The sequence below is a fragment of the Thermogemmatispora sp. genome, assembly GCF_042408735.1.
Taxonomy (GTDB): domain Bacteria; phylum Chloroflexota; class Ktedonobacteria; order Ktedonobacterales; family Ktedonobacteraceae; genus Thermogemmatispora.
In genome coordinates, this window is sequence record NZ_JBHOQV010000062.1 from 36,761 (window position 1) to 59,338 (window position 22,578).

The following is a 22,578-nucleotide window of genomic DNA, read 5'->3' on the forward strand; positions in this document are numbered from 1 at the left end:
GAAAGGCGGTAATAGCACCTGTAGCCACATATCTAGAGAAAGGATATCTAGCGCAATGAGCATTTCGTCCCTGGCACAAAGCGATTCCAAGGATACGGAGGCACCGGCCAGGGCGTCAGCCCTGTCCAACGCCGACGCCGTCGCTGTTCCACGCAGCCTCTCGATCGTGCTCCTGGTCCAGAACGAGGAGGCCAGCATCGAGCAGGTTGTGCGTTCGCTGTTGAGCGGCCTGGAAGACTGGGCCACAGACCTGGAGATTCTTGCTGTTGATCGTGGAAGCCACGATCGCACAGGCATACTGCTCACACGTCTTGCCGCGGAGGAACCGCGCCTGATTGTCCTACACCAGCCCGCGGGCTGCGCCTATGGCCAGGCCCTGGTTCGGGCTTTGGGTCTGGTCAGCAAAGAGTTCGTCCTCCTCACGGAGGCTCAACCCGGCCTCAATGTGGACCTTCTCAAGCGCAGCTTTGCGCTTCTGAGCGATTACGATGCCGTGCTCGGCTTCCGCCAGCGTCAGGGCTGGCAGCGGCTGACCGCGCTGCTCTGGCGCTGGCTGCTCTCTTTCACGCTGGGCCTGCGTGTACGTGATCTCTACTGCCCCTTCAAGCTCTACCGCGCCGAATTTTTCCGGCAGCCAACTCTGAAGCTGGAGGTGCAAGGTCCCCTGATCAACGCCGAAATGCTCTATAAATTCGTGCGCGCTGGCTACGTCTACACCGAGATCGCCATCGGCGCAGAGAGAGCAAGCAAGCCGGCCAGGCCGTCGCTGTGGCGCAAGCTTGCCCTGTGGTGGGAAGCGCTCTCTGAGCTGAGCAACTACAGCGGTCGCTGCTATCAAGAAGAGCATGGATGTATTTGAGCAGTATCACTGGAGGAGTGTGGAGGAGAGGAGTAATGGCGTCCGGTCTTCTAACAAAGGAATCTCCCGAACTAAGCGAGCTGCACTTTCGTAACCGCGTGGCGCGCTATCGGCGCTGGCTAGAGGGCAACGTTGGTCCCGGCACGACGCGCAGCAACAGCCGCGAGCTTGCCGAATACCAGCGTGCGGCCTGTCGTCCGATCCTGATTCATGGCAAGGAGGTGACCGTCTTTGCACCATTCCACCCCGAGCATGCGGCCCTGCGCACCTTCAGCCGCGCGCAGCTTGTGCTTCTCAGCGGCCTCTTGCTGGCCTGGGGCGGAGCGTTGGTCTGGCAAGGGCCAGGACTGCTCGTTGTGGCCACGGCCCTGATCACCCTGCTCTACGTCGCCCATCTGCTGCTGCAGTTCGCTATTCTGGGGACCCATCTGCTGGCCCCCGCCGCGGCCAGCGGCGACGAGCGCATCGATGACCACCTGATCAGCGCCCTCAATAACGCCGACTGGCCGCGCTATACTATCCTCTGTCCGCTCTACCGCGAGGCTGCCGTCGTGGGCCAGATGGTGGCCGCCCTGCGTGCTCTGGACTACCCTCGCGATCGTCTGGAAATCCTGCTCTTGACAGAGGAAGATGATGTCGAGACGCGCGCTGCCCTCAAGCAGCTGGCCCTGCCCGCCCATTTTCGGGTCCTTGTTGTGCCGCGGGGCTATCCCCGCACCAAGGCACGCGCCTGCAACTACGGTCTACTGCACGCCCGCGGCGACTATCTGGTCATCTACGACGCAGAGGATATCCCCGATCCTCTCCAGTTGAAGAAGGCCGTGCTGACCTTTGCCCAGCACGATCACTCGCTGGCCTGCGTGCAGGCACGCCTGAACTGCTATAATCCCGCCCAAAATATCCTGACTCGCCTCTTTACCGCTGAGTATTCCCTCTGGTTCGATCTGGTGCTGCCGGGCCTGCAGCGGCTCGGTCTCCCGCTGCCGCTCGGTGGCACCTCGAACCATTTCCGCGTCTCGGTGCTGCGCGCTGTCGGCGGGTGGGATGCCTTCAATGTCACCGAGGACTGCGACCTGGGGCTGCGCCTCTTCCAGCACGGCTTCAGGACCGTGATTCTCGATTCGACCACCTACGAGGAGGCCAATTCTCGCCTCAGCAACTGGCTCCGCCAGCGCTCACGCTGGATTAAGGGCTATATGCAGACGTACCTGGTCTACATGCGCCACCCGCTGCTCTATCTGCGCGAGCGGCGCCTGCGCGAATTCTGCAGCGTGCAACTGGTGGTCGGTGCCAGCGCCGCCAGCCTGCTTCTGAATCCCCTCGTTTGGGCACTCTCCATCTTCTACGTCTGCACCGGTGGCCGCTATCAATCCTTCTACCACCTGCTCTTCCCCGGCCCCATTCTCTACGCGGGCGCCTTCTGTCTGATCTTCGGAAATTTCTTTCATCTCTACCTCAACCTGCTGGCCCTGCTCCAGCGCCGCTACTATAGGCTCGTGCCCTGGGCTTTGCTGATGCCCTTCTGCTGGCTATTGGATAGCCTGGCCGCCTACCTGGCCCTCGCCGAACTACTCATCCGTCCCCACTACTGGCAAAAGACGCTTCACGGTTTCCATCTGCTCAAACAGCAGAAAGCTCCTGAGGCCCTCACGACGTCGGGTGTTCCCATCACTCCAGCGCGCGGACCGGGCGAGATCGAGGTTGGCCTGACCCCTATTCGGCCAGGCGCTCATCTGCCTTTCAGGCCACTGCGCCTGGTGCTGACGCCAGAGACGACCATTCGCCCCTTGCCGCGCATCAAGCGATCGCAGCCCCACGATCTGGGCGCCCTGGTGACCCTGCTCTGCGCCTGCCTGAGCAGCGTCTCGGCCTGTCTCTACTTCTTTCTGCATCAGGAAATCCTCCTCTACGGCGATGCCTACGCCCACCTACGCATTGCGCGCAGCGTCTTCGATAGCGCCACTCCTGGCCTGGCCCAACTCGGCGGCGTATGGTTGCCGTTGCCCCACGTCCTGATGCTCCCCTTTGTCTGGAACGATTTTCTCTGGCACTCGGGGCTGGCGGGCAGCTTTGTCTCCATGATCTGCTACGTCGTCGCCTCTCTCTACCTCTACCGCGGTGGCTTGCGTCTGACGCGCGACCGCTGGGCCGCCTTCCTCTGCTCTCTGGTCTTTATGCTCAACCCCAATATCCTTTACCTGCAGTCAACGCCGCTCACCGAGCTGACCTTGATCTGCATGATGACAGTCGCCGGCTACTACTTCTTGAGCTGGGCCCAGGAGAATCGCCCGCGCTACCTGGTATTGGCTGCGGCCAGCACTTTCCTGGCAACGCTCTCGCGCTACGAAGGCTGGTCCTTCTTTGTCTGCCTGCTACTGTTGGTTGGCCTGACCAGCCTGCTTAAACGACGCTCCTTTGCTGAGACCTGGGCCTACATGCTGGTCTTCGCCCTCCTGGGAGGATTCGGCATCGCTCTCTGGCTGGCCTGGAACCGTATCATCTTTGGCGACACCTTCTTTTTCTTGCATGGCCCTTTCTCCTCTGAGATGCTGCTCTCTAGCTTCGCGCGGGCCGGCCGCTTTTACACCTACCACAACGTTAGCCTTTCTCTGCTGACTTACCTGCTGCTCTCGGTGAAGACCTTCGGGCCATTCCTGCTCTTTCTCTCGTTACTTGCCTTTGTCTTCTTTCTGCTGCGCCACCAGTTGAAGCCGGAGACGCTGGCCCTGATCGCCTTTATGGCCCCGCTCGGCTTTTACATACTCTCGATCTACAGCGGCCAGGCGCTGATCTTGCTGCCCGAGATCGGGCCGGGCCACGACCCAGGGCGCCTGTATAACGACCGGCACGGCGCGGCGGTTGTGGTGCCGGCAGCCCTGCTGCTGGCAACGCTGATGAGCAGCGGGCTGCGTCTGTTGCGCGGACGCCTCCATCTTCTGGGGCGCCTGGCCTGCGCGGCGGCGATTTGTGGCCAGGCTTGCTTCATTGCTGCCACCGGCATCGTGACCCTTCAGGACGGCCTCTACGGGAACTCTTGCACTGGGACGCATCCGGTCAGCATCTACCTGGCCAAGCATTACAACGGTGGTCTGATCCTCGAGGATGTCTCTCCCACCAATTTCGATGTTTCGGAAGCCGGCATCAACTTCCGCAACGTGATCTACGATGGTTCGGGCCGCCTTTGGCAGCAGGCCCTGCGCGATCCTGCGGCTAGCGTCGATTGGATCGTGCTTAATCCTCGCCTCCCAGGCGATCGTGTGGCGCGGGCCTTGCCGCCGGGCAGTCCCTTGCTGCGTCAGTTTGCCCTGGTGCTGGTCGATCCGCGCAGCGGCATGCACCTTTATCACCATCGCGGGCGCCCGCCGCTGCCGGACCGTCCGATTCCTCCCGAACTCCTGACCGCTCACCGCCTCTGTCCTAACGACTGAGCGAGGGCCTATCACTCGCCTGCTGGCTCGCAGCCTTCCTCGTCGGGCAAGACAAAGGTCATGAGGTCACGCCCGACGAGGAGGCTGCCACGATAGCCTTCGGCGCGGGCCTGCTCCTGCAGGCGGGCCGCGTCCAGCTCGCGGTAGAGATGCGAGCAAACAAGCGTCCTGACCTGGGTGGCCGCGGCCAGTTGGACAATTTCGTCGTCGCTGAGGTGCCCGGAATCGATGACAGCCAGGTCGCAGCCTTGCAGGAAGAGACGCTCCTGCTCGTGAAAGGAGGAGTCGCCCGTGACAGCATAGCGCTGTCCCTGCCAGGTGAAGCGGAGACCGTGATTGCCCGCGGGCGGCAGCTCTATGAAATCGAAGCGGTAAGGTCCGACCTGGAAGGTCTCCTCAGCGATCTCGTGGACCAGGATCTGGTAGTGGGGCTGGCGGAAGCTATGGGGACTAAAGAGACGCATGAGACCGTCGACGAGGCGCTGCAGGCCGGGTGGTCCGTAGAGATGGAGGTCCTGTTTGCGAGGTTGCCGCCGCGACCAGGCTCCGGCATGCATGAGGGGAATAAGGTCAGAGACATGGTCGGGATGGAAATGAGAGATAACGATGTGCTCCAGGGCATTGGGGTGAAGGCCCACTTCAAGCAGGCGCTGGCAGATGCCCCGCCCGCAATCAAAGAGAATGGGCAAGCCCGCTAGATTGAGGAGAACGCTGGAGGCGCGGCGCTCCAGCTCGATCTGGCAGGTACCGGTGCCAAGCAGCATGAGATAGCTCATTGGTGGTCATCCCTCTTCTTGACAGACGAACGTTCTAGATGCTATCATGCAGGAAGATCATTGGTAGCATGCAGGACCAGCAAGCAATGCAGGGTTCCTTCCTTCTTTATTGTGACATATGCGGAGCCGCTAATCGTCCCCAGGCCCGTTTCTGCTCCACCTGTGGTCGCCCACTGCAGAATGGCGCTCAGGCTCAATCTGCATCAGCGCCCAACCCTGTCCGGACAGCGCCCTCCACGCCTTCGACACCGAGCGCGCCCCCTACCACTGGCCTGCCGCCCTCCAACACCCCGCTCCGGGGGCGCTACCGCATCGACACCCAGGTCGGCAAGGGCGGCTTCGGTGCCGTCTATCGGGCGACCGACCTGCTCCTGGCCAACCGGGTAGTAGCCATCAAGGAGATGAGTCAGCAGCAGCATCTGAGTCCCCGGGAGCTACAGGAAGCCACCAGCGCTTTCCAGCAAGAGGCTCTTCTCCTGGCAAGATTGATGCATCCGAATCTACCGCGCATCTACGATCACTTTTGCGAAAACGGGCGCTGGTACCTGGTGATGGACTTTATCGAAGGGGAGACCCTGGAGGAGCGCCTGAGCCGGATGCCCAACGGGCAGCTTCCCCTGGCCGAGGTCTTGCGCCTGGGCATCCAGCTTTGCAACGTCCTGGGTTACCTGCACAGTCGTCAGCCGCCGATCATCTTTCGCGATCTCAAGCCAGCCAACATCATGCTGACCGGCGACGGGCACCTCTATTTGATCGACTTCGGGATCGCACGCCTTTTCAAACCTGGTCAGAGCAAGGACACGACGGCCCTCGGCTCTGCCGGCTATGCCGCCCCCGAGCAGTACGGCAAGGCTCAGTCGACGCCGCAGACCGACATCTATGCCCTGGGGGCCACGCTGCATCAGCTTGTCACCGGCCAGGATCCCTCGCTCTCTCCCTTTACCTTCACCCCCTTTCCGCAGCAGGATGCCGTCCATCGCCGGCTAGAGGAGCTGGTGATGCGGATGGTACAGACCGAAGTCAGCCGACGCCCGGCCAGCGTCCAGGAGGTCAAAAGCGAGCTAGAGGGCCTGGCCTCCCAGCACCTCCAGTATCCCGCTCCCCAGGGCGGCCGGGGAGCTTCCCGCAGTCGGTCCGCCCCCAGCCCAGCGGCCTCGGCCAGCAGCGGGGCGAGCGTCGTCACGTCCTCCTCCGCGGCGCCGCTGATCGTGCGCTGCCTTTACAAAGGTCATCAGCGTAACAGCAGCATCTACGCCCTGGCCTGGTCGCCTGACGGGCAGCTGCTGGCCTCCAGCGGGGCCGACGGCAGCATCCAGATTTGGGAAGCGCTCAGCGGGCAGCGGCTGCAGCGCTGCGAGGGACATCGCGGCCCCGTCTACGGTCTGGCCTGGGCGCCGGACGGGCAGCGCCTCGCCTCGGCGGGACGCGATGGCAGCGTGCGCCTTTGGAGCCTGAGCACGGGCGTTGAACTCGCACGCTACCAGGGCCACACCTCCTACGTCTACAGCGTGGCCTGGGCACCCGATGGTCAATTGCTGGCCTCGGCCAGCGATGACGGCACTGTTCACGTCTGGGCTGCAGCCAGCCCCTCGGAGAAGAACGTCTATCAGGCTCATCACAGCAGCGTCAAGGTTGTTGCCTGGGCGCCGGACGGGCAGCGCCTCGCCTCGGGCGGCAGCGACAGCATCCTGCGCATCTGGCCGCGCCCAGTGGGCAAAGGGCGCAGCTTGCTGACCTCCTGGCTCTTTTCACGGAAGCAGATCAACTGCTCCGGCCAGCGGCGGCGCATCGATGACCTCGCCTGGTCGCGCGATGGACGCTACATCGCTGCCGGCAAGGCCGGCGGCTGCGTCGAAATCTGGGAGAGCCATCACGGAAAGGCCCAGAGCAGCTATCGCCAGCACAAGGGACCAGTCTACACCCTTAGCTGGCGCCCCCGAGGCTCGCTACTCGTCTCTGGCGGGCGCGATGGCCTCGTGCATTGCTGGCAGGCCATTGACGGGCAACAGCTCTTCGCCTACAACAGCCAGCAAGGCATCCTCTACTCCCTCGCCTGGTCCCCTGATGGACGCTACCTTGCCTGCGGCGGCCAGGACGGAAGCGTCTACGTCTGGGAGGTCAGCTGGCGGCAGGACAGCCCGGCTCTCTTCTCTCCGCTCATCCGGCAGGGGCAGAGCAGGACCAGCCAGAGCCAGGGGAGGAAAAGATACCAGCGGTAGCGAGAGCCAAAGCACAATTGGCGAGGCCGCTGGCCCGGCCAGATGCCCCATGGCAGCCACTAATCGCCGACGGTAGCCCCAACCACAAAAGCGTCGACACGCGAAGCCTTGCCCCGCCAATAGGGGACCTTGAACTTGTGCCCCCCGCTGAGGATCGTCACATCGCGCATGTGGATGTAGTGGTAGACAATCGGTAAGCCCTCCGGCCCATACTCCGGCTGATCGGACGGCGGCACCAGGGCCGTATAGTACCTGCGCAGCGCATCGGCAGTATCGGGATCGTGCTCACGATGCGTTTCTTCATTGAGATCGATATAGAACTGAGCATAGTGCGCCGTACTTACCATCACCCCGAAAATGAGCAGGCCGTGCATCTGAAGCATCATCTCAATTTCGAGATCGTGCTGCTCTACAAGCTGGATCCACATCTGAAGCGCCACATCCTGCTCACCGTACTCCCTGAGCCAGAGCTGGCGACGCTCCATGCGTGTCAGAGGACGAAAGCCACTCTCTAGCGCCTCGTTGAGTTCCCTCTCCTCGGCGGCAGAAGCCGGCGAGGAGGAGGCAGCCGCACCGGCATTATTGTTATGAGCGACTGACGGCTGCGGCTGCTGCGGACCCTTTTTGTTCGCTTCCTGCCCGGATTCGTTACCCATTGAAAGAGAAACCTCCACAATAAGCCATGTTGCAACATCCAGTACCCTTCTCTGCTCTTCTTATGATATCACGGAGCGAGGGAGAGAGCCGTCAGGAAAGGGAGAAGAACAGGAAAGAAGGAAGGCGGCGGCACTGCTCTCGGTGCCGGGCAGAGGATCAGAGAGCAAGCAGTGCCGCCAGGCTGGGCTGGTGCTGGGACCGGCGAGGGATAGCGAAGACCTGCCTGTTGGTCGTAGCTCAGGAGGTCGTAGGCAGAGTACCGTCAATAAACCAGTCGGTCACCGTCGGATCGCCTGCGCGAGGCAAGAGGCCAGTCAGAGCAGAGACCGTGCCCAGGTGCACGTTGGCAGGCCGGATAAAGTCCTCGGCCGGATAGTGATAGCGCTGGGAAGCATACTCCATCACATCGTGCCAGATGGGGCCGGCACCCGTAATACCGATGACATTGTTCATCGCGCTGTTGTCGCTATTGCCAGCCCAGACGCCGACAGCCAGATAAGGCGTATAGCCGACGGTCCAGTTGTCGCGAAACGTCTGAGTCGTGCCAGTTTTGGCGGCAGCCGGGCGATCGGCCAGTTCCAGAGGGTTACCCGGGCCAAACTCGTGGTAGCGGGAAGCCTTATCCGAGAGAATGCTGCTGATCAGGAAGGAGACATCGGCTCCCAAGGCTCGCACCCCATGTGGGTGGGCGGCATCGTAGCGATAGAGAGGATGACCCAGGCTATCGGTAATCTCGAGGATGGAGACCGGCGGGACACGCACCCCCTGATTGGCGAAGGTCGCATAGGCCCCAGTCAGCTCCAGCAGCGAGACCTCCGCCGTTCCCAGAGCGATAGAGGGGAAGAAGCACTGCTCTGGCGTCGCCTTCGGCGCATTGTAATTCTTGCGGCAGGCTTGCAAATCGGCGCTGTCGATCGAGGTAATGCCCAGGCGCTTGGCCATGTTGAGGACGTTATCGAAGCCAACGTACTCGACCGTCGTCACCGCCGGAATGTTGAACGAGTTCGCGATGGCGTTGCGAATCGTCATCGGGAAGGTCGTGTGGAACTTCTCATCGTAGTTGTTGGGCGTATAGTAGCCGGAAGGCGAATTTGCATCTTTCACCGGATAGATCGTGCGATGATCCGGGACGATCATGGCCGGGTACCAGCCCATCTCGAAGGCGGTGGCATAGACGATGGGCTTAAAGGCCGAGCCGGGCTGGCGCAGAGCGAGAGCCGAATTATACTGGCCCTGGACCTTCGGACTCTGGTTATTGAAATCGGCGCTGCCATCCATTGCCAGAATCTCGCCCGTGGTTGGACTCATCACCACTACAGCGGCATTATTGACATTATTTGTCTTATAGAGCGGTCCCTGATACTGTCCCAGATAAGAGTCGTACTCGACCGTATAGAGGTGATCATGTACGATCTGCTCCACCTTCTTCTCCAGGGTCAGATCGAGGGTCGTATAGACATTGTAGCCCCCATTGAGCAGATTCTGACTGCCGAGCAGGGTGGTCAGTTGATCGATCACATACTGCACAAAGTGGGGGGCCTGAATATGATGGGTCTGGCTGTAGGGCTTAAAGACAAACTTTTGGCTTTCAGCCTCTGCCGCCGCCGCCTGTTGGGGGGTGATCATCCCCAGCTCCACCATCGACTGCAAAACCACCTTCTGGCGTGCCAGCGCCGCCGGCTTATTGAGCGTCGGATCGTAGTAGGAAGGACTTTGCGGGAGGCCAGCCAGCAGCGAGGCCTGCGCCAGATCCAGTTGAGCCACCGCTGGCTTGCAGCGCGTCGCCGTACACTTCGGCTGCAGATTGAAGTAGTTCTCGGCCGCGGCCTCGGCGCCGTAGTTGAGGTCGCCATAGTAGACCGTGTTGAGATACATCTCCATGATTTTCCACTTGGGATACTGCTGCGTCAGGCCATAGGCCAGCACAGCCTCTTCGGCTTTGACCGCCAGCGTGCGCGGCTGGTTGCTGAACAACTCGTTCTTAATGAGCTGCTGGGTAATCGTGCTTCCGCCCTGAACGACGCTCTGGCTCTGCAGATTCGAGAAAACGGCCCGCAGGATGCCCTGCAGATCGACCCCCGAATTCTCCCAGAAGGTATGATCCTCGGCGGCCACAGTGGCGTTGATCAACAGCGGCGAGATATCAGTATAGCTGACATAAGTGCGATGACCACGGTTGGCGCTGTGATCAAACAACTCGTAGAGCAGCGTGCCGTTGCGGTCATAGATGCGCGTCGTCTGAAAGAGCGCGTTATTATTAGCAATATTTCGTAGGAGAGGCAACTGAGATTCGTAATAGGCGTAAACGGCGCCGGCGCTACTCGAAAAGAGGGCGATACCGAGCAGCGCGGCCACGAGAAGGATGATAGCCCAGCGCGAAGCGTGGCGGGGGTAGAAGCGTCGTCGCCAGCGCTTACGCAGGAGAATACGATTGGCGCGCCAGCGGCGCAGCGGAGACCCTCCACTACCGCCGCTCGGAGCAGAGCGGGCAGCTAGAGCGGGAAGGTGTCCTCTGGCTCCGGAGAGGCGGCGAGCCGGTAGCTGCAGGCCCGGGACCCGCGGACCGAGCGCAGCGCTGCGCTCAGGTCCCCCTGCGCGTTGACTCTCGTGGTGATCCATGCTCTCTTCCTCTTCTCGCTTGCGAGCAGATGTGGTGGTGGCCAAACCACCAACGCCCTCTTCGATCTATAGAACGATCGATGTGTTTTCGCGTATCATGATAGGTAATTCAAGACCACTCTGCAACCCCCATAGACCCTTTGCGTATCCTATGGTAATAGATCGTTCCTCGCAGGAGCTTTGTATCGTCGTGGTCAGAGTCAGGGAAAAAGGGGCCAGAGCCAGCAACGAGTGAGCGAGTGAGGGCAGCAAGGAGCGAGAGCTATGCAGCAGCAAGAGCAAGATAAGCAAGGGCAGCAGCCTGCTCCAAAACAAGCCGACTGGCAGGGAGGCACCTGGTCAGAGGGAGAAGGCAACCGCCGGCGTTCTTCGTTCGGGAATCTGCTGAATCGGAAGCGCGGGCGTGACCGGAGTCACTGGCTCCACCAGGAGCCGCCCGGGCACTACGCAGAGCCGCTGCATGACTACAGCTATCGGCGCGGCTACCCGGCGCAGGACTATCCGCATCGCGAAGAGGAAGAGTCGGCCCGGGCGGTTTCCGGGTCGTCGGACGCTGCCACCTGGCCGAAGGGGACAGACGAGAGCGGGTCAACGGCGGCCTCGGTGCAGGCCGCCGGGCGGGGAGGGAGGTCCTCTGGCGCGGAGGCATCTCAGCCAGCGGGCTTCGGTCCAGGTCAGTCCTGGCGAACCGTCCCTCCACCGGTCTGGTCAGAGCCTCCCTGGTGGGCGCGACCTCAGCCGCAGCGGGGTCATCACCTCATCTGGATCGTGCTCGGGCTGGCGCTGCTGGTCCTCTTATTCAAGCTAGTGCCCTGGGTTGGAGGACTGCTCCTTGGGCTGTTGCTAGGAGGTGTAGGCCTCGTCGTAGGACTGGTCGGCGGCCTCATCGCGCTGATCGTTGGCCTGCTCGGCGCCACGATCGGCCTCATCATTGCTGTGATCGTGGCGGGTCTGCTCTGTCTACTCCCGCTGGCCATCGGCGGTGCGATCGTCTGGCTGCTAGTGCGGGGAAGCTCCAACCTGAGCGGGAGGTAAGGGCACTCAACGATGGCCACAGAGCTGGATCTGACAAACCCTCACACTCTCCGTGCGCTGCTCCAGCAGCATGGCATGCGTCCATTGAAGTCGTTCGGGCAGCATTTTCTGGTGGACCGGGGGGTGCTGGCGCGCATCGTGGCGGCGGCAGAGCTGGAGCCAACAGACCTGGTGCTCGAGGTAGGAGCAGGCACCGGCGTTCTAACACGCGAGCTGGCCCGCCGTGCAGGCCGAGTGGTCGCAGTGGAGCTGGAGCGCTCCATGTTGCGCCTGCTCGCCGAAACCACTGCGCCCTTCGGGAATATCGAGGTGGTGGCCCAGAACCTCCTGACGGTTGATCCAGGCGCCCTCTTTGGCCAGCAGCCCTACAAGCTGGTAGCCAACCTACCTTACTACATCACGGCTCCAACCTTCCGCCATTTCCTGGAGAGCGAGCTTCCCCCGCAGCTCATCGTTGTAATGATTCAGTACGAGGTTGCCCAGCGCATCGTAGCCGCTCCCGGCGACCTGAGCCTGCTGGGCGTGAGCGTCCAGTTCTTTGGGCGTCCGCAGCTCATCGCCCGGGTACCGGCGCGGGCCTTCTACCCACCGCCGCGCGTGGATTCGGCGATTGTGCGGATCCGGGTTCAGCCACGGGCAGCCCTGACGCCCGCCGAACGGGCAGTTTTCTTCCGCCTGGTCCAGGCCGGCTTTGCGGAGCGACGCAAGCAGCTGCACAACACCCTGGCGCGCGGGCTGGGTTTGTCCGCCGAGACTGTCGATGCCTGGCTGAGGAAGGCTGGTATCGCCCCACAGCGGCGCGCCGAAACGCTCAGCCTCGACGAGTGGCTGCAGCTCTGGCGTAGCTTGCCATCCGCGGCGCTCAACAGCCAGGAGCCAAAGTCGACCCCGAGTCTCCACCCTCCGGAGCCCTCGGACCAAAAGTAAGCTGAGCAGCAAGATGCGAGACTGGCCAGCTCAAGAACCGCGAGCAGGCGGCAAGGTCCAGGGTCCTGTTCTCAGGGCGATGGCCCTGCCGGAGACCGTCCGCTGGCAACCTGGCTAACTGTGCTATGATATAGGATGGGTGAAGAGTGCGATGCGATGGCCCGCCCGCCGGTTGGGACCGCTGCAGTTCGAGCCTGAGTGACGAGTTTTTTTATGACAACGCAGGAGCAGGAAGTCTTTTGTGACCGCTGCGGCATGGCCAATCCTCCAACGGCGCGCTTCTGTCAGCACTGCGCCGCTGCCTTGCCGTTCCAGCATACCACTGGCACCCTTACAGAGCAGACGCTGTTAGCCGGGCGCTATCAGCTGCTGAGACTTGTCGGCCAGGGAGGGATGGGAGCCGTTTACAAGGCCGCCGATACACGCCTCAACAATCGTCCGGTCGCCGTCAAGGAGATGAGCAAAGCCGGCCTGACGCCGGCCCGCGTTCAGGAGGCGGAGCAGGCTTTCGAACGCGAGGCGAACCTGCTGGCCGAGTTGCGCCACCCCAACCTGCCACGCATCTACGATCACTTTACCGAAAATGATCGTTCCTACCTGGTCATGGACTTTATCGAGGGCGAGTCGCTGGAGGAATATCTGGCCCGCCAGGGTGGCAATCCGCTGGCAGTGGAACAGGTGCTGAGCTGGGCCGAGCAGCTCTGCGACGTGCTCGGCTACCTGCACAGCCACCAGCCACCGATCGTCTTCCGCGATCTCAAGCCCTCTAACGTGATGATCGATAGCGGCGGGCGCCTTTACCTGATCGACTTCGGCATCGCACGGCTCTTTAAGCCGGGCCAGTCCCGCGACACCACGGCGCTTGGCTCCCCCGGCTACGCGGCCCCGGAGCAGTACGGCAAGGCCCAATCGACCCCTCGCTCGGATATCTATAGCCTGGGGGCCGTGCTACACCACCTGCTCACCGGTGTTGATCCTTCAGACCAGCCGTTCTTTTTCCGGCCCGCCTCCGAGCTGAATCCCGCCGTTCCCCGCGCCCTGGAGGCCCTTCTGCAGCGCATGCTGGAAATGGATCCGGAGAAGCGCCCGGCCAGCACCCAGGAAGTCCTAGAGGTACTACGCGAATGTCGCCAACCGTCTGCATCGGGCACGGCACAGGGAGCCTCCGATGCCGGTCGTCTGATCGAACAGGCCCGGCGGCTACGCACGCAAGGTCGCCTGACAGAGGCCCTCGAAGTCTATGATCGCCTGCTTGCCCGCGACGCCTCGCAGGCCCTCGCCTGGCAGGGGCGTGGCCTCACCTACGGGGCTCGGGCCCAGCATCGCGAAGCGCTCGAGTCGTTTAACAAGGCGCTCAAGCTGGACCCCACGTTGGTCACCTCCTGGATTGGCAAGGGCACGGCACTCAACGCCCTTCATCGCTATCAGGAGGCCCTTCAGGCCTTCGAGCGAGCGCTCCAGCTCGATACGCGCAATGCCACCGCCTGGAACGGAAAAGGGGCCGCGCTCTCAGGTCTGCATCGGGAGGCAGAGGCGCTGGCCGCCTTTGAGACCGCCCTACGCTACGATCCGAGCATGGCGCGCGCCTGGTACAACAAGGGGCTGCTGCTCAATCGGCGGGGACGCCTGGAGGAGGCTCTGGAGGCTTTTGACCAGGCCCTGCGCTACGATAACAGGCAGGCCCTGGCCTGGTGTGGCCGGGGGCAGGTTCTCCATGAGCTAGGTCAGGTGCGCCAGGCTCTTGACGCCTTCGAGGAGGCGACCAGGCTCCAGACCGACCTTGTTCCCGCCTGGGCTGGCAAGGGAGCGGCGCTTTACGACCTTCAGCGCCCTTCGGAGGCCCTGGGAGCCTTTGAGAGAGCGCGCGCCCTCGACCCTCATTACGCCCCTGCCTGGTATGGCATCGCCCAGATCTACTACGGTCAGCACCGCCTACGCCAGGCGCTGGATATGTTAAACGAGGCCCTCAAATACGATCCGGGCTATGTCAAAGCCTGGGTACGGCGCGGCGCGATCCTGAGCGAGCAAGGCAACCATGCGGCCGCCCTGGAAAGCTACAATCGTGCCCTGGCCCTTGACGCCAACCACGCCCAGGCCTGGCAAGGTAAAGCGGCTGCTCTCTACGCCCTGGGACGCTACCCCGAAGCCCTGCGCGCCTACGAGCAGGCCCTGATACTGAACCGCAACATGCCCCTGTGTTGGAACGGGAAGGGGAATACGCTCTTCCGCCTCGGCTACCATCGCCAGGCCCTCGAAGCCTATGATGAGGCCCTGCGCTGCGATCCTCAGCTTGCCTCAGCCTGGCACAACAAAGCGCTGCTCTGTCAGGAGCTGGGCCGTTACGAAGAGGCCCTGGAGGCCGCCGAGCGGGCCATCCAAATCGCGCCCGACGACCCCGACCACTGGGAACGCAAGGCCGAGGTCCTTAAAAAGCTGCGACGTAAGCACGACGCGCGTCAGGCCGAAGCAGAGGCCGCGCGTTTGCGTGAGCAGGCCACGGCGGGGTCACGGCCCTCCTCGCGGCCCTTCTGAGCGAGGTCCCGCCCTACCCGCCGCCCCCCTGAGCCGTGGATCTCCTCCGTCCACCGCTGTCGGTCCCAATCCAGCCGGCCTTTCCTTTTCTTTTCTGTCTGCTTGCTTTCCCCTTGACAATGCTTTCAGGCCCGAGATAGCTTCTGAGGCCAGAGCTGGTCGGGCCCAAAGTGGCCGTCATCAGCAGACAAGTAGGAGAGCAGAAACTGGACCGTTATCCTCCTCAGGCGATCAGACGAGCAAGAGAGAAGTCGGCTGCTGTCCCACTGGTCGCTGTCGGGCGGGCATGGTATAATAACCCGTAAATTGCCCCTGCCATGTCAAGCAGGGAATCACCGCCAGAGAAAGGACGGCGCAGGTCCCCTGCGTTTGCCCTGCTCGATCGAGGGCCATGTTTCGAAAGATCCTGATTGCTAACCGAGGCGAAATCGCCCTACGGGTTATTCGCGCCTGTCGCGAGATGGGTATTCGTACGATCATTGCCCATTCAGAAGCCGATCGCGATTCGCTGCCGGTACGCATGGCAGATGAGCGCATCTGCATAGGACCGGGACCAAGCGGCAAAAGTTATCTTAATATTCCAAATATCATCAGTGCTGCTCTTATCTCCGGGGCCGAAGCTATTCATCCCGGCTATGGTTTCCTCTCAGAGAATCCCAGCTTTGCCCAGATCTGTGCAGATGTGAATCTGACTTTTATCGGTCCTTCCGCCACGGCGATGGCGATCATGGGCGATAAGGTCTCGGCTCGCGAGGCGATGGCTGCCGCCGGACTGCCGATGCTACCGGGCACGCGCGTCCTGCGAACTCTCGGGGAGGCGCGAGAGGCTGCGCGCGAGATTGGCTTTCCATTGATGCTCAAGGCTGCTGCTGGCGGAGGAGGACGCGGCATCCGCCTGGTCAACAGCCCCGACGAATTCGAGCGCGTTTTCACCCTGGCTCAGAACGAGGTGCGCGAGGCCTTCCGCGACGACGGCCTCTATCTGGAGCGCTACCTGCCGCGTGCACGGCACATCGAGATCCAGGTACTGGTCGACCACCACGGCAACGGCGTTCACCTGGGTGAGCGCAACTGCTCATGCCAGCGTCGCAACCAGAAGGTTCTTGAGGAATCGCCCAGCCCGCTGCTTTCTCCCGAGCTACGACAAGAGATCGGGATGAAAGCCATTCGGGCCGTGCAGCAGATCGGCTATACCAATGCCGGCACTCTGGAGTTTCTGCTCGACGAGCAGAACCGCTACTATTTCATGGAGATGAACACGCGCTTGCAGGTCGAGCACCCGGTCACAGAAATGGTGACCAGCGTCGACCTTGTCAAGGAGCAGATCCGCATCGCCGCCGGCGAGCCGCTGCACCTGAGACAGGAGGATATCCAGTTCCGCGGTCACGCCATCGAGTGCCGGATCACGGCGGAGGACGCGGAGGCCGATTTCCGCCCGCAAACCGGGGTGGTGGAGAAATACCTGCCGCCCGGCGGTCCTGGCGTGCGCGTCGATAGCCATCTCTACGCCGGCTACTCGGTTCCTCCGCACTACGACTCGTTGCTGGCCAAGCTGATCGTGTGGGCTGAGGATCGCGAGGCCGCCATTGCGCGCATGCAGCGCGCGCTCGATGAGTTTGTCATCGAGGGCCTGCCCACGACGATCCCTTTCCACAAGCGTCTGCTCAGGCATCAGATCTTTATCCGCGGAGAAGCCTACACCCGGTTCCTCCAGGAGGAGGCTGCCTCACTTGGCATCTGACCGGGTTCGCACTGGGTTCGCACCGGGTCCTCGCTGGGTTCTCAGCGGGCCTCTCCTTGCCGCTCCGCGCCCGCTTTCTGCTGTCCGGCCAGTCTCCGCGGCGCATCTCTCTCGCCTGCTCAGCAGGCAGGTAGAGAGCCAGCCAGCCAGTCAGTCAGTCAATCAGGGCTTGTTAGCGGAGCAGGTCTCCAGGTGGCGCATTGGCTGCTGGCCCGTGAGCGGTTAAGGGAACCCGACTACAGAGGAGGTGACGTAATGAGACGTGTTGTTGTAACCGGTTTAGGGCTGATTACTCCCCTGGGGAACGACGTGGCGTCCTCCTGGGAAGCCCTCTGCCAGGGGAAATCTGGCATCGCCGAAATCGTCGGCTTCGATACCAGCCCCTTCCGCGTGAAGTTCGGGGGCCAGATCAAGAATTTCGATCCTTCGGCCTATATGGACCGCAAGGAGATCCGCCGTACTGACCCCTATCAGCATATCGCCATTGCTGCCACCAAGCAGGCCCTCGCTCAGGCCCACCTGGAGATCACCGACGAGATCGCCGACGATGTGGGGGTCTACATCGGCAGCGGCATCGGCGGCCTGGTGACGCTCCACGATCAGTTTCGCGTGCTCTTCGAGCGGGGACCGGACCGCATCAGCCCCTTCTTCATCAATATGATGATTATCGACGGCGCCCCAGGCATCGTCTCAATCATGACGGGCGCACGGGGTCCGAACTGGGCTGCGGTCTCGGCCTGCGCCACCAGCGCACACACCATCGGAGAAGCCTGGGAGACCATTCGGCGCGGAGATGCCAGGGTGATGATCGCCGGCGGCTCCGAGCGCGGTATCACGCCGATCGCCATCGCGGCCTTCGACAATATGCATGCCCTCTCGCGGCGCAACGATGATCCCCAGGGTGCCAGTCGGCCTTTCGACGCGACTCGCGACGGCTTTGTAATGGGCGAGGGGGCCGCCGTGCTTATTCTGGAGGAGCTGGAGTTTGCGAAGGCCCGCGGGGCTACCATCCTGGCCGAGATGGTTGGCTACGGCGCAACTGGTGACGCCTATCATGTAACCGAGCCGGCCCCCGGCGGCGCCGGGCTGGTGCGCGCGATGCAGATCGCTCTGCGCAAGGCCGGCCTGCGGCCCGAAGATGTTGACTACATCAATGCTCACGGCACCTCGACGCCTTACAACGATCGCACCGAAACCCAGGCCATCAAGACCTGCTTCGGTGAACATGCCTATCGCCTGGCGATCAGCTCCACCAAGTCTATGACTGGCCACACCCTTGGGGCCGCCGGCGCCGTCGAGGCGGTCATCAGCATCATGACCCTGCTGACCGGCATCATTCCGCCGACTATTAACCTGCAGCATCCCGACCCCGACTGCGATCTGGACTACGTGCCCAATCAGGCGCGCCAGGCCCAGGTCAAGGTGGCGATGTCTAACTCGATGGGCTTCGGCGGCCATAACGCCTGCCTGCTCTTCAAGCGCTACGAGGAGGGCCAGTAGAGGGCAGCCTTTCGCCTCTGCTTGCTGCCGGCTTCCCTCCTCCCCACCGGCCTGAGCAAACCGGGGCCAGGGAGACTAGCCAGAGGCGTGCTCTGCCCACGCCCGGGGGGCTTCCCTCGCTCGCTCCGGTTTGCCCTATGTCTTTAGTCCAGGCCAAGAGCCATAGACCCCACGGCTCAACCCAGGCGAGGGCTTGCGGGGAAGCTTGCAAGCCCGGCTCTGACCAGCCCAAGCGGCTGAGCCGAAGGACAGGGCGAGGAAGCCGCTCCGTCGTCGGCAGACTAAAGACCCACTCCGTGATGCTTCCCCAGTCCCGGACCCTGGAAGCTCCGGCTGCAGACAACCTTCGGGGTGTGGGCGAAACGGGCCGGAGCAGATGGCCGGCCGGCGACTTGGGTGAGGGGAGCGGTCCAGGAGAGTCCGCCTGGGCCCGTTCCCGGCCCCGTAAGGGGTCCGAAAGGAAGGGATGGATCATGGGTGTTTGTGCTGGACAAGAGCAGGATGCGTTCCAAGATGGTGCGCGGATTTCGCACGGGGGATCTGGTGCGTGCGGCAGTTCCGAAGGGCAACTACACCGGCGTCCAGAGTGGCCCTGTGGCCGTGCCCGCCTCTGAATCCTTCCGGGTGGGACAAGCGGATCGGATGGGGTTTCGTGGAAGTGTTGTCGCCTGCTTCAGCGGGCAGATGGATACGGGTATGCGAAAGGAAGGCGCGGCGCCTCCTCCCCAGGCGGGAACGCCGGGGCTTCCGGCGCCGCATGATTTGGTGAGAGTAACGATGAGCAACAAAGAAGAAGATCGGAAGACAGCCTGGATCGAGCGCCTGGAGGAACTGGTCCACGCCCTGGAAGGCAGCTCGGTGGCAGAACTGGAGCTGAGCGAGAACGATCTCGAGATTGTCATTCGCCGCCAGCCCGGCATGGTGCTGGTGAGCGCACCAGCGTTCACTGAGACGGTAGTGACAGCTCCGGTCGCTCAGGGGCGCAGCCGCAGCCAGGGAACGGCCAGGCGGCCCGCAGGCCCTGGCAAGGCCCCGGCGGCTAAGAGCCGCGACGAGGAGCGCACACTTCCCATCGTGGCGCCGCTCTCGGGGGTCTACTACGCAGCTCCCTCGCCAGATGAACCGCCCTTTGTCTCGGTTGGCGACGTCATCCAGGTCGGCCAGACCGTGGCCTTAATCGAGGCCATGAAGTCCTTTAACGAGGTACCTTCCCCCGTCGCCGGGCGCGTGAGCAAAATCCTGGTCGAGAACGGGGCCGTCGTCCAAAAAGACGAGGTGCTCATGCGCATTGAGCCGGTCTAGCCGACGCCAACCAGCCTGGCAGGCCAGGGAAAGAACAATCTCCACTGCGCACCGGACTTCCAGGCGCCGGCCATCAGGCATCTGGCAAGGGCGAGGGCGAGCGCGGACGACTACCCCTCCATCGAGGTTGGCAGACAGACAGACAGATAAACAGGCAGGGACCCAGGGTAAAGCGGAGGCTTCCGGTATGGCCAGCGAGCCTGCGGGTTCCTGTCTTTTCTTCTCTCCCGAGCATGAGTGGGCAGTGGCTCGGGAGACGGCCAGACGAGATAAGGAGAACAAGGTCTATGATTGAGCAGCACAACGTCCATCGGCCCCTGCGCTTCGGCGTTCTCTCGCACAATACAACCCCCGACTTTGCAGCTCTGCTGGCACAGGCTCAGCGTGCCGAGCAGCTTGGCTACTCAACCTTTTTGCTGCCCGATCACATCGGTGACCAGTTCGCGACAACACTGGCTCTGGCCAGCATCGCCGCCGCTACCACTCGTCTGCGTGTGGGCAGCTACGTCTTCGCCAACGACTTCCGCCATCCGGTCATGCTGGCGCGCGAGGTGGCCACCCTCGATGTTCTTTCGGGCGGGCGCTTCGAGCTGGGACTGGGGGCCGGCTGGATGGCCAGCGAGTACCAGCAGTGCGGTATCCCTTTCGCCTCCCCCGCTGTGCGTATAGAGCGCCTCAGCGAGTCGCTGCAGATCATAAAGGCCCTGCTGGCCGGCGAACGGCTCTCCTTCAGCGGCCAGCACTACCGCATCGAGGGCCTGGCCCTGGCTCTGCCACCACAACAGCGCCCCTACCCGCCGATCCTGATAGGTGGCAGCGGAAAACGCCTGCTCTCGCTGGCGGCGCGCGAGGCGAGCATTGTGGGTTTTTCTCCACGAACCCAGACTATCAGCGTGGCCGGCCACATGAACCAGAGTCTGGACCTGGAGGACGCCCTGGCACCGGCTCTGGCCGAGAAGGTGCTTTGGGTTCGTCAGGCCGCCGGCCCGCGCTTTGCCTCCCTCGAGCTGAATCTGATCGTCCTCGAAGTCATCCTGACCAGCGAGCGCCAGCAGGCCCTGGCCGAGGTTGCCAGTCGCTACCATCTTGCTCAGGAGCAGGTCGCCAATACACCTTATTTCCTCATCGGTAGCCCAGAGGAAATCTGTACCCAACTGCAACACTATCGCCAGCAGTATCACATTTCATATTGGGTGGTCTGGGAAGAATACATGGAGGCGCTCGCTCCCGTCGTGGCCATGCTAAGCGGCCAGTAATTACCAGGACTTATCTCCAGATGAGTCTCTTCCATCTATTCTAGTAGACTCTTATCGATTGTCTCGAGGTATTACAACTATTGCATTTGTGAGACAAATGCATTGACATGTATGGAAGTATCTGCTATGGTGAAGGCATGTGGGAACTGCAATCAGTCAAGGAGGTTCCATGATCACCAGTAGCCGGTCACAGGGGGAAAGACCGCCACATGCCCTAACCTCCGAAGAGTATCCAGGCAAGGTCATGCCAGCCGTACTCACGAGCTGGGACCTGATGACGCTCTATGTTTTGCTGATTTTCTTTCCGACCAACGTCTCTAACGCCATTGCCGGGGGGGCGGCAGGCATTACCTTTTGGCTAGTCGGTGCGCTCCTCTTTTTTGTGCCCTGCGCCATTGCCACTGCCCAGTTGAGCATCATCTTTCCGCACGAAGGTTCTTTGTACAACTGGGCCTATCGTATCTTTGGCAGCTACATGAGCTTTTTCATGGGCTTCTGCGTCTGGCTGCCAGCGCCCTTGCTCTTGATGGCCACCAGCGACCTGGCGATCAGCTATATCCCGGGTCTCAACAGTAGCTGGCTGACCGCTCCCTGGCAGCAAGGCCTGGCTCTCTGCGCAGTGATCCTGATCTCGGGCTTCATGGCAACCCAGCCACATCGCGTGGTACAAAACATCACCAATGCCACCTTTGTCCTTTTAATGATTGCCAGCGGCCTGGTCGTGGCGGCGGGCCTGGTCTGGCTGATGACGGGCCATGCGCCGGCAACCAGCTTCTCGCGGCTCTCAGACTGGCTCATTACCTGGGACCCTAAGACGGGCGGTAATTTTGGCCTTTTCGGAGTGATTACCCTGGGATATCTGGGCGTCTATCTGCCGATCACGCTGCAGGCCGAGACCATTGCCCCCAACTCAGAGACGCGCCGCCATCTGATCCTGCGCCATCTCCTGTGGGGGACGGTCATCGTGGTGCTGGGTTATGTCCTCGTTACCTTCTCCGTGCTGGTCGTCGAGGGACCTAAGTCCGCCTACGTGCTCTTCGCCCTCGTGACCACCGTCGATACGGCCCTGGGGAAGTTGGCCGGCAATGTCGTGGCTGTCTGTATGCTGGGCGTCTTCTGCCTGGTCACGATGATCTACAACCACATCTACGCTCGCTTCCTCATGGTAGCCGGCTTTGACCGGCGCATTCCGGTGGGCATTGGCCTGCTCAACCGCAATCGTCAGCCGGCGCGCGCCATTGCTATCCAGACCGGAGCTGCCATCTTCATCACAATCCTCTTCTTCATGGTGATCCCCTATCTGTTTGGCAGCAATCCGGCAGATCTCTCGCTGGAAGTCTACTTTGTCGGTATCGGGGCGGGAACCATCCTGTGGGCTTTTTCCACGATCTTCCTGTTCATCCTGATCCTGGGACTGTATATCCGCGATCGCCGCGCTCTGCTGCTGCATCGAATTCTGCCGATGCCTGTCCTGCTGGTGAGCGCGGTCATCGGCTTGATTACCGGCATTATCGCCATCGTTGATACGGCTCTCAATTCGTGGATCCCCCTGCTGACCAATCAGCAGTGGAGCCTGATCGTGGCCGGTCTGACAGCAGCGACGCTGATGATCGGCGCTATCATTAGCATGTTTGCCACTGGCGAGGCAGCCTGGCAAGAGATCGAACAAGGGGCTTAGCGTAGCTGGCCCAGCAAGCGCGTTGACAGGGCGTAGCTCTGCTGCTATC

General features: G+C 62.0%; 14 protein-coding genes. 11 read left to right on the plus strand and 3 right to left on the minus strand.

Translation table 11 applies throughout. From position 1 onward, the window contains the following. Positions 1–55 precede the first annotated feature (55 nt). A complete protein-coding gene (locus ACFMO7_RS04880) occupies positions 56–859 on the plus strand; it encodes a glycosyltransferase family 2 protein (protein ID WP_376794390.1) in 804 nt (267 codons plus the stop codon). Positions 860–894: 35 nt separating this feature from the next. Beyond that, on the plus strand, positions 895–4,287 hold the full coding sequence (locus tag ACFMO7_RS04885) for a glycosyltransferase (protein ID WP_376794391.1): 3,393 nt from the start codon (positions 895–897) through the stop codon (positions 4,285–4,287). A gap of 11 nt (positions 4,288–4,298) precedes the next feature. Here ACFMO7_RS04885 and ACFMO7_RS04890 read toward each other — a convergent pair whose 3' ends face one another. Beyond that, positions 4,299–5,063, minus strand: coding sequence for an MBL fold metallo-hydrolase (locus ACFMO7_RS04890; protein ID WP_376794392.1), 765 nt, complete (start codon positions 5,061–5,063; stop codon positions 4,299–4,301). A 68-nt stretch (positions 5,064–5,131) separates the two neighbouring features. Between ACFMO7_RS04890 and ACFMO7_RS04895 the strand changes: the two genes are divergently transcribed. Beyond that, a complete protein-coding gene (locus ACFMO7_RS04895) occupies positions 5,132–7,282 on the plus strand; it encodes a protein kinase (RefSeq protein WP_376794393.1) in 2,151 nt (716 codons plus the stop codon). Between the two features lie 59 nt (positions 7,283–7,341). On the opposite strand, the gene ACFMO7_RS04900 is transcribed toward ACFMO7_RS04895, so the two are convergent. Further along, positions 7,342–7,938: a hypothetical protein gene (locus ACFMO7_RS04900; protein ID WP_376794394.1), complete on the minus strand. Its 597-nt coding sequence runs from the start codon at positions 7,936–7,938 to the stop codon at positions 7,342–7,344. A gap of 238 nt (positions 7,939–8,176) precedes the next feature. After that, positions 8,177–10,558: a transglycosylase domain-containing protein gene (locus tag ACFMO7_RS04905; protein WP_376794395.1), complete on the minus strand. Its 2,382-nt coding sequence runs from the start codon at positions 10,556–10,558 to the stop codon at positions 8,177–8,179. A 264-nt stretch (positions 10,559–10,822) separates the two neighbouring features. Between ACFMO7_RS04905 and ACFMO7_RS04910 the strand changes: the two genes are divergently transcribed. From ACFMO7_RS04910 to ACFMO7_RS04945, 8 genes are all read left to right on the plus strand, one after another. Then, positions 10,823–11,593 carry a hypothetical protein gene (locus tag ACFMO7_RS04910; protein ID WP_376794396.1) on the plus strand — a complete coding sequence of 257 codons (771 nt, stop codon included), beginning with the start codon at positions 10,823–10,825 and terminating at the stop codon, positions 11,591–11,593. A 12-nt stretch (positions 11,594–11,605) separates the two neighbouring features. Continuing rightward, positions 11,606–12,520: a 16S rRNA (adenine(1518)-N(6)/adenine(1519)-N(6))-dimethyltransferase RsmA gene (rsmA, locus tag ACFMO7_RS04915; protein WP_376794397.1), complete on the plus strand. Its 915-nt coding sequence runs from the start codon at positions 11,606–11,608 to the stop codon at positions 12,518–12,520. Positions 12,521–12,733: 213 nt separating this feature from the next. Further along, entirely contained in the window at positions 12,734–15,052 is a 2,319-nt protein-coding gene (locus ACFMO7_RS04920) for a tetratricopeptide repeat protein (RefSeq protein WP_376794398.1), read from the plus strand. Positions 15,053–15,443: 391 nt separating this feature from the next. Then, positions 15,444–16,793 (plus strand): acetyl-CoA carboxylase biotin carboxylase subunit, encoded by a 1,350-nt coding sequence (gene accC / locus ACFMO7_RS04925; protein WP_376794399.1) that lies wholly within the window; start codon positions 15,444–15,446, stop codon positions 16,791–16,793. Between the two features lie 255 nt (positions 16,794–17,048). After that, the gene (fabF, locus tag ACFMO7_RS04930; protein WP_376794400.1) at positions 17,049–18,293 is read left to right on the plus strand and encodes a beta-ketoacyl-ACP synthase II; all 1,245 of its coding nucleotides are present in this window, start codon (positions 17,049–17,051) and stop codon (positions 18,291–18,293) included. 777 nt (positions 18,294–19,070) lie between these two features. Then, entirely contained in the window at positions 19,071–19,595 is a 525-nt protein-coding gene (locus ACFMO7_RS04935; protein ID WP_376794401.1) for an acetyl-CoA carboxylase biotin carboxyl carrier protein, read from the plus strand. A 287-nt stretch (positions 19,596–19,882) separates the two neighbouring features. After that, positions 19,883–20,851, plus strand: coding sequence for a TIGR03621 family F420-dependent LLM class oxidoreductase (locus ACFMO7_RS04940; RefSeq protein WP_376794402.1), 969 nt, complete (start codon positions 19,883–19,885; stop codon positions 20,849–20,851). Positions 20,852–21,020: 169 nt separating this feature from the next. Beyond that, positions 21,021–22,529: an APC family permease gene (locus ACFMO7_RS04945; RefSeq protein ID WP_376794403.1), complete on the plus strand. Its 1,509-nt coding sequence runs from the start codon at positions 21,021–21,023 to the stop codon at positions 22,527–22,529. The last annotated feature ends 49 nt before the right edge of the window (positions 22,530–22,578 follow it).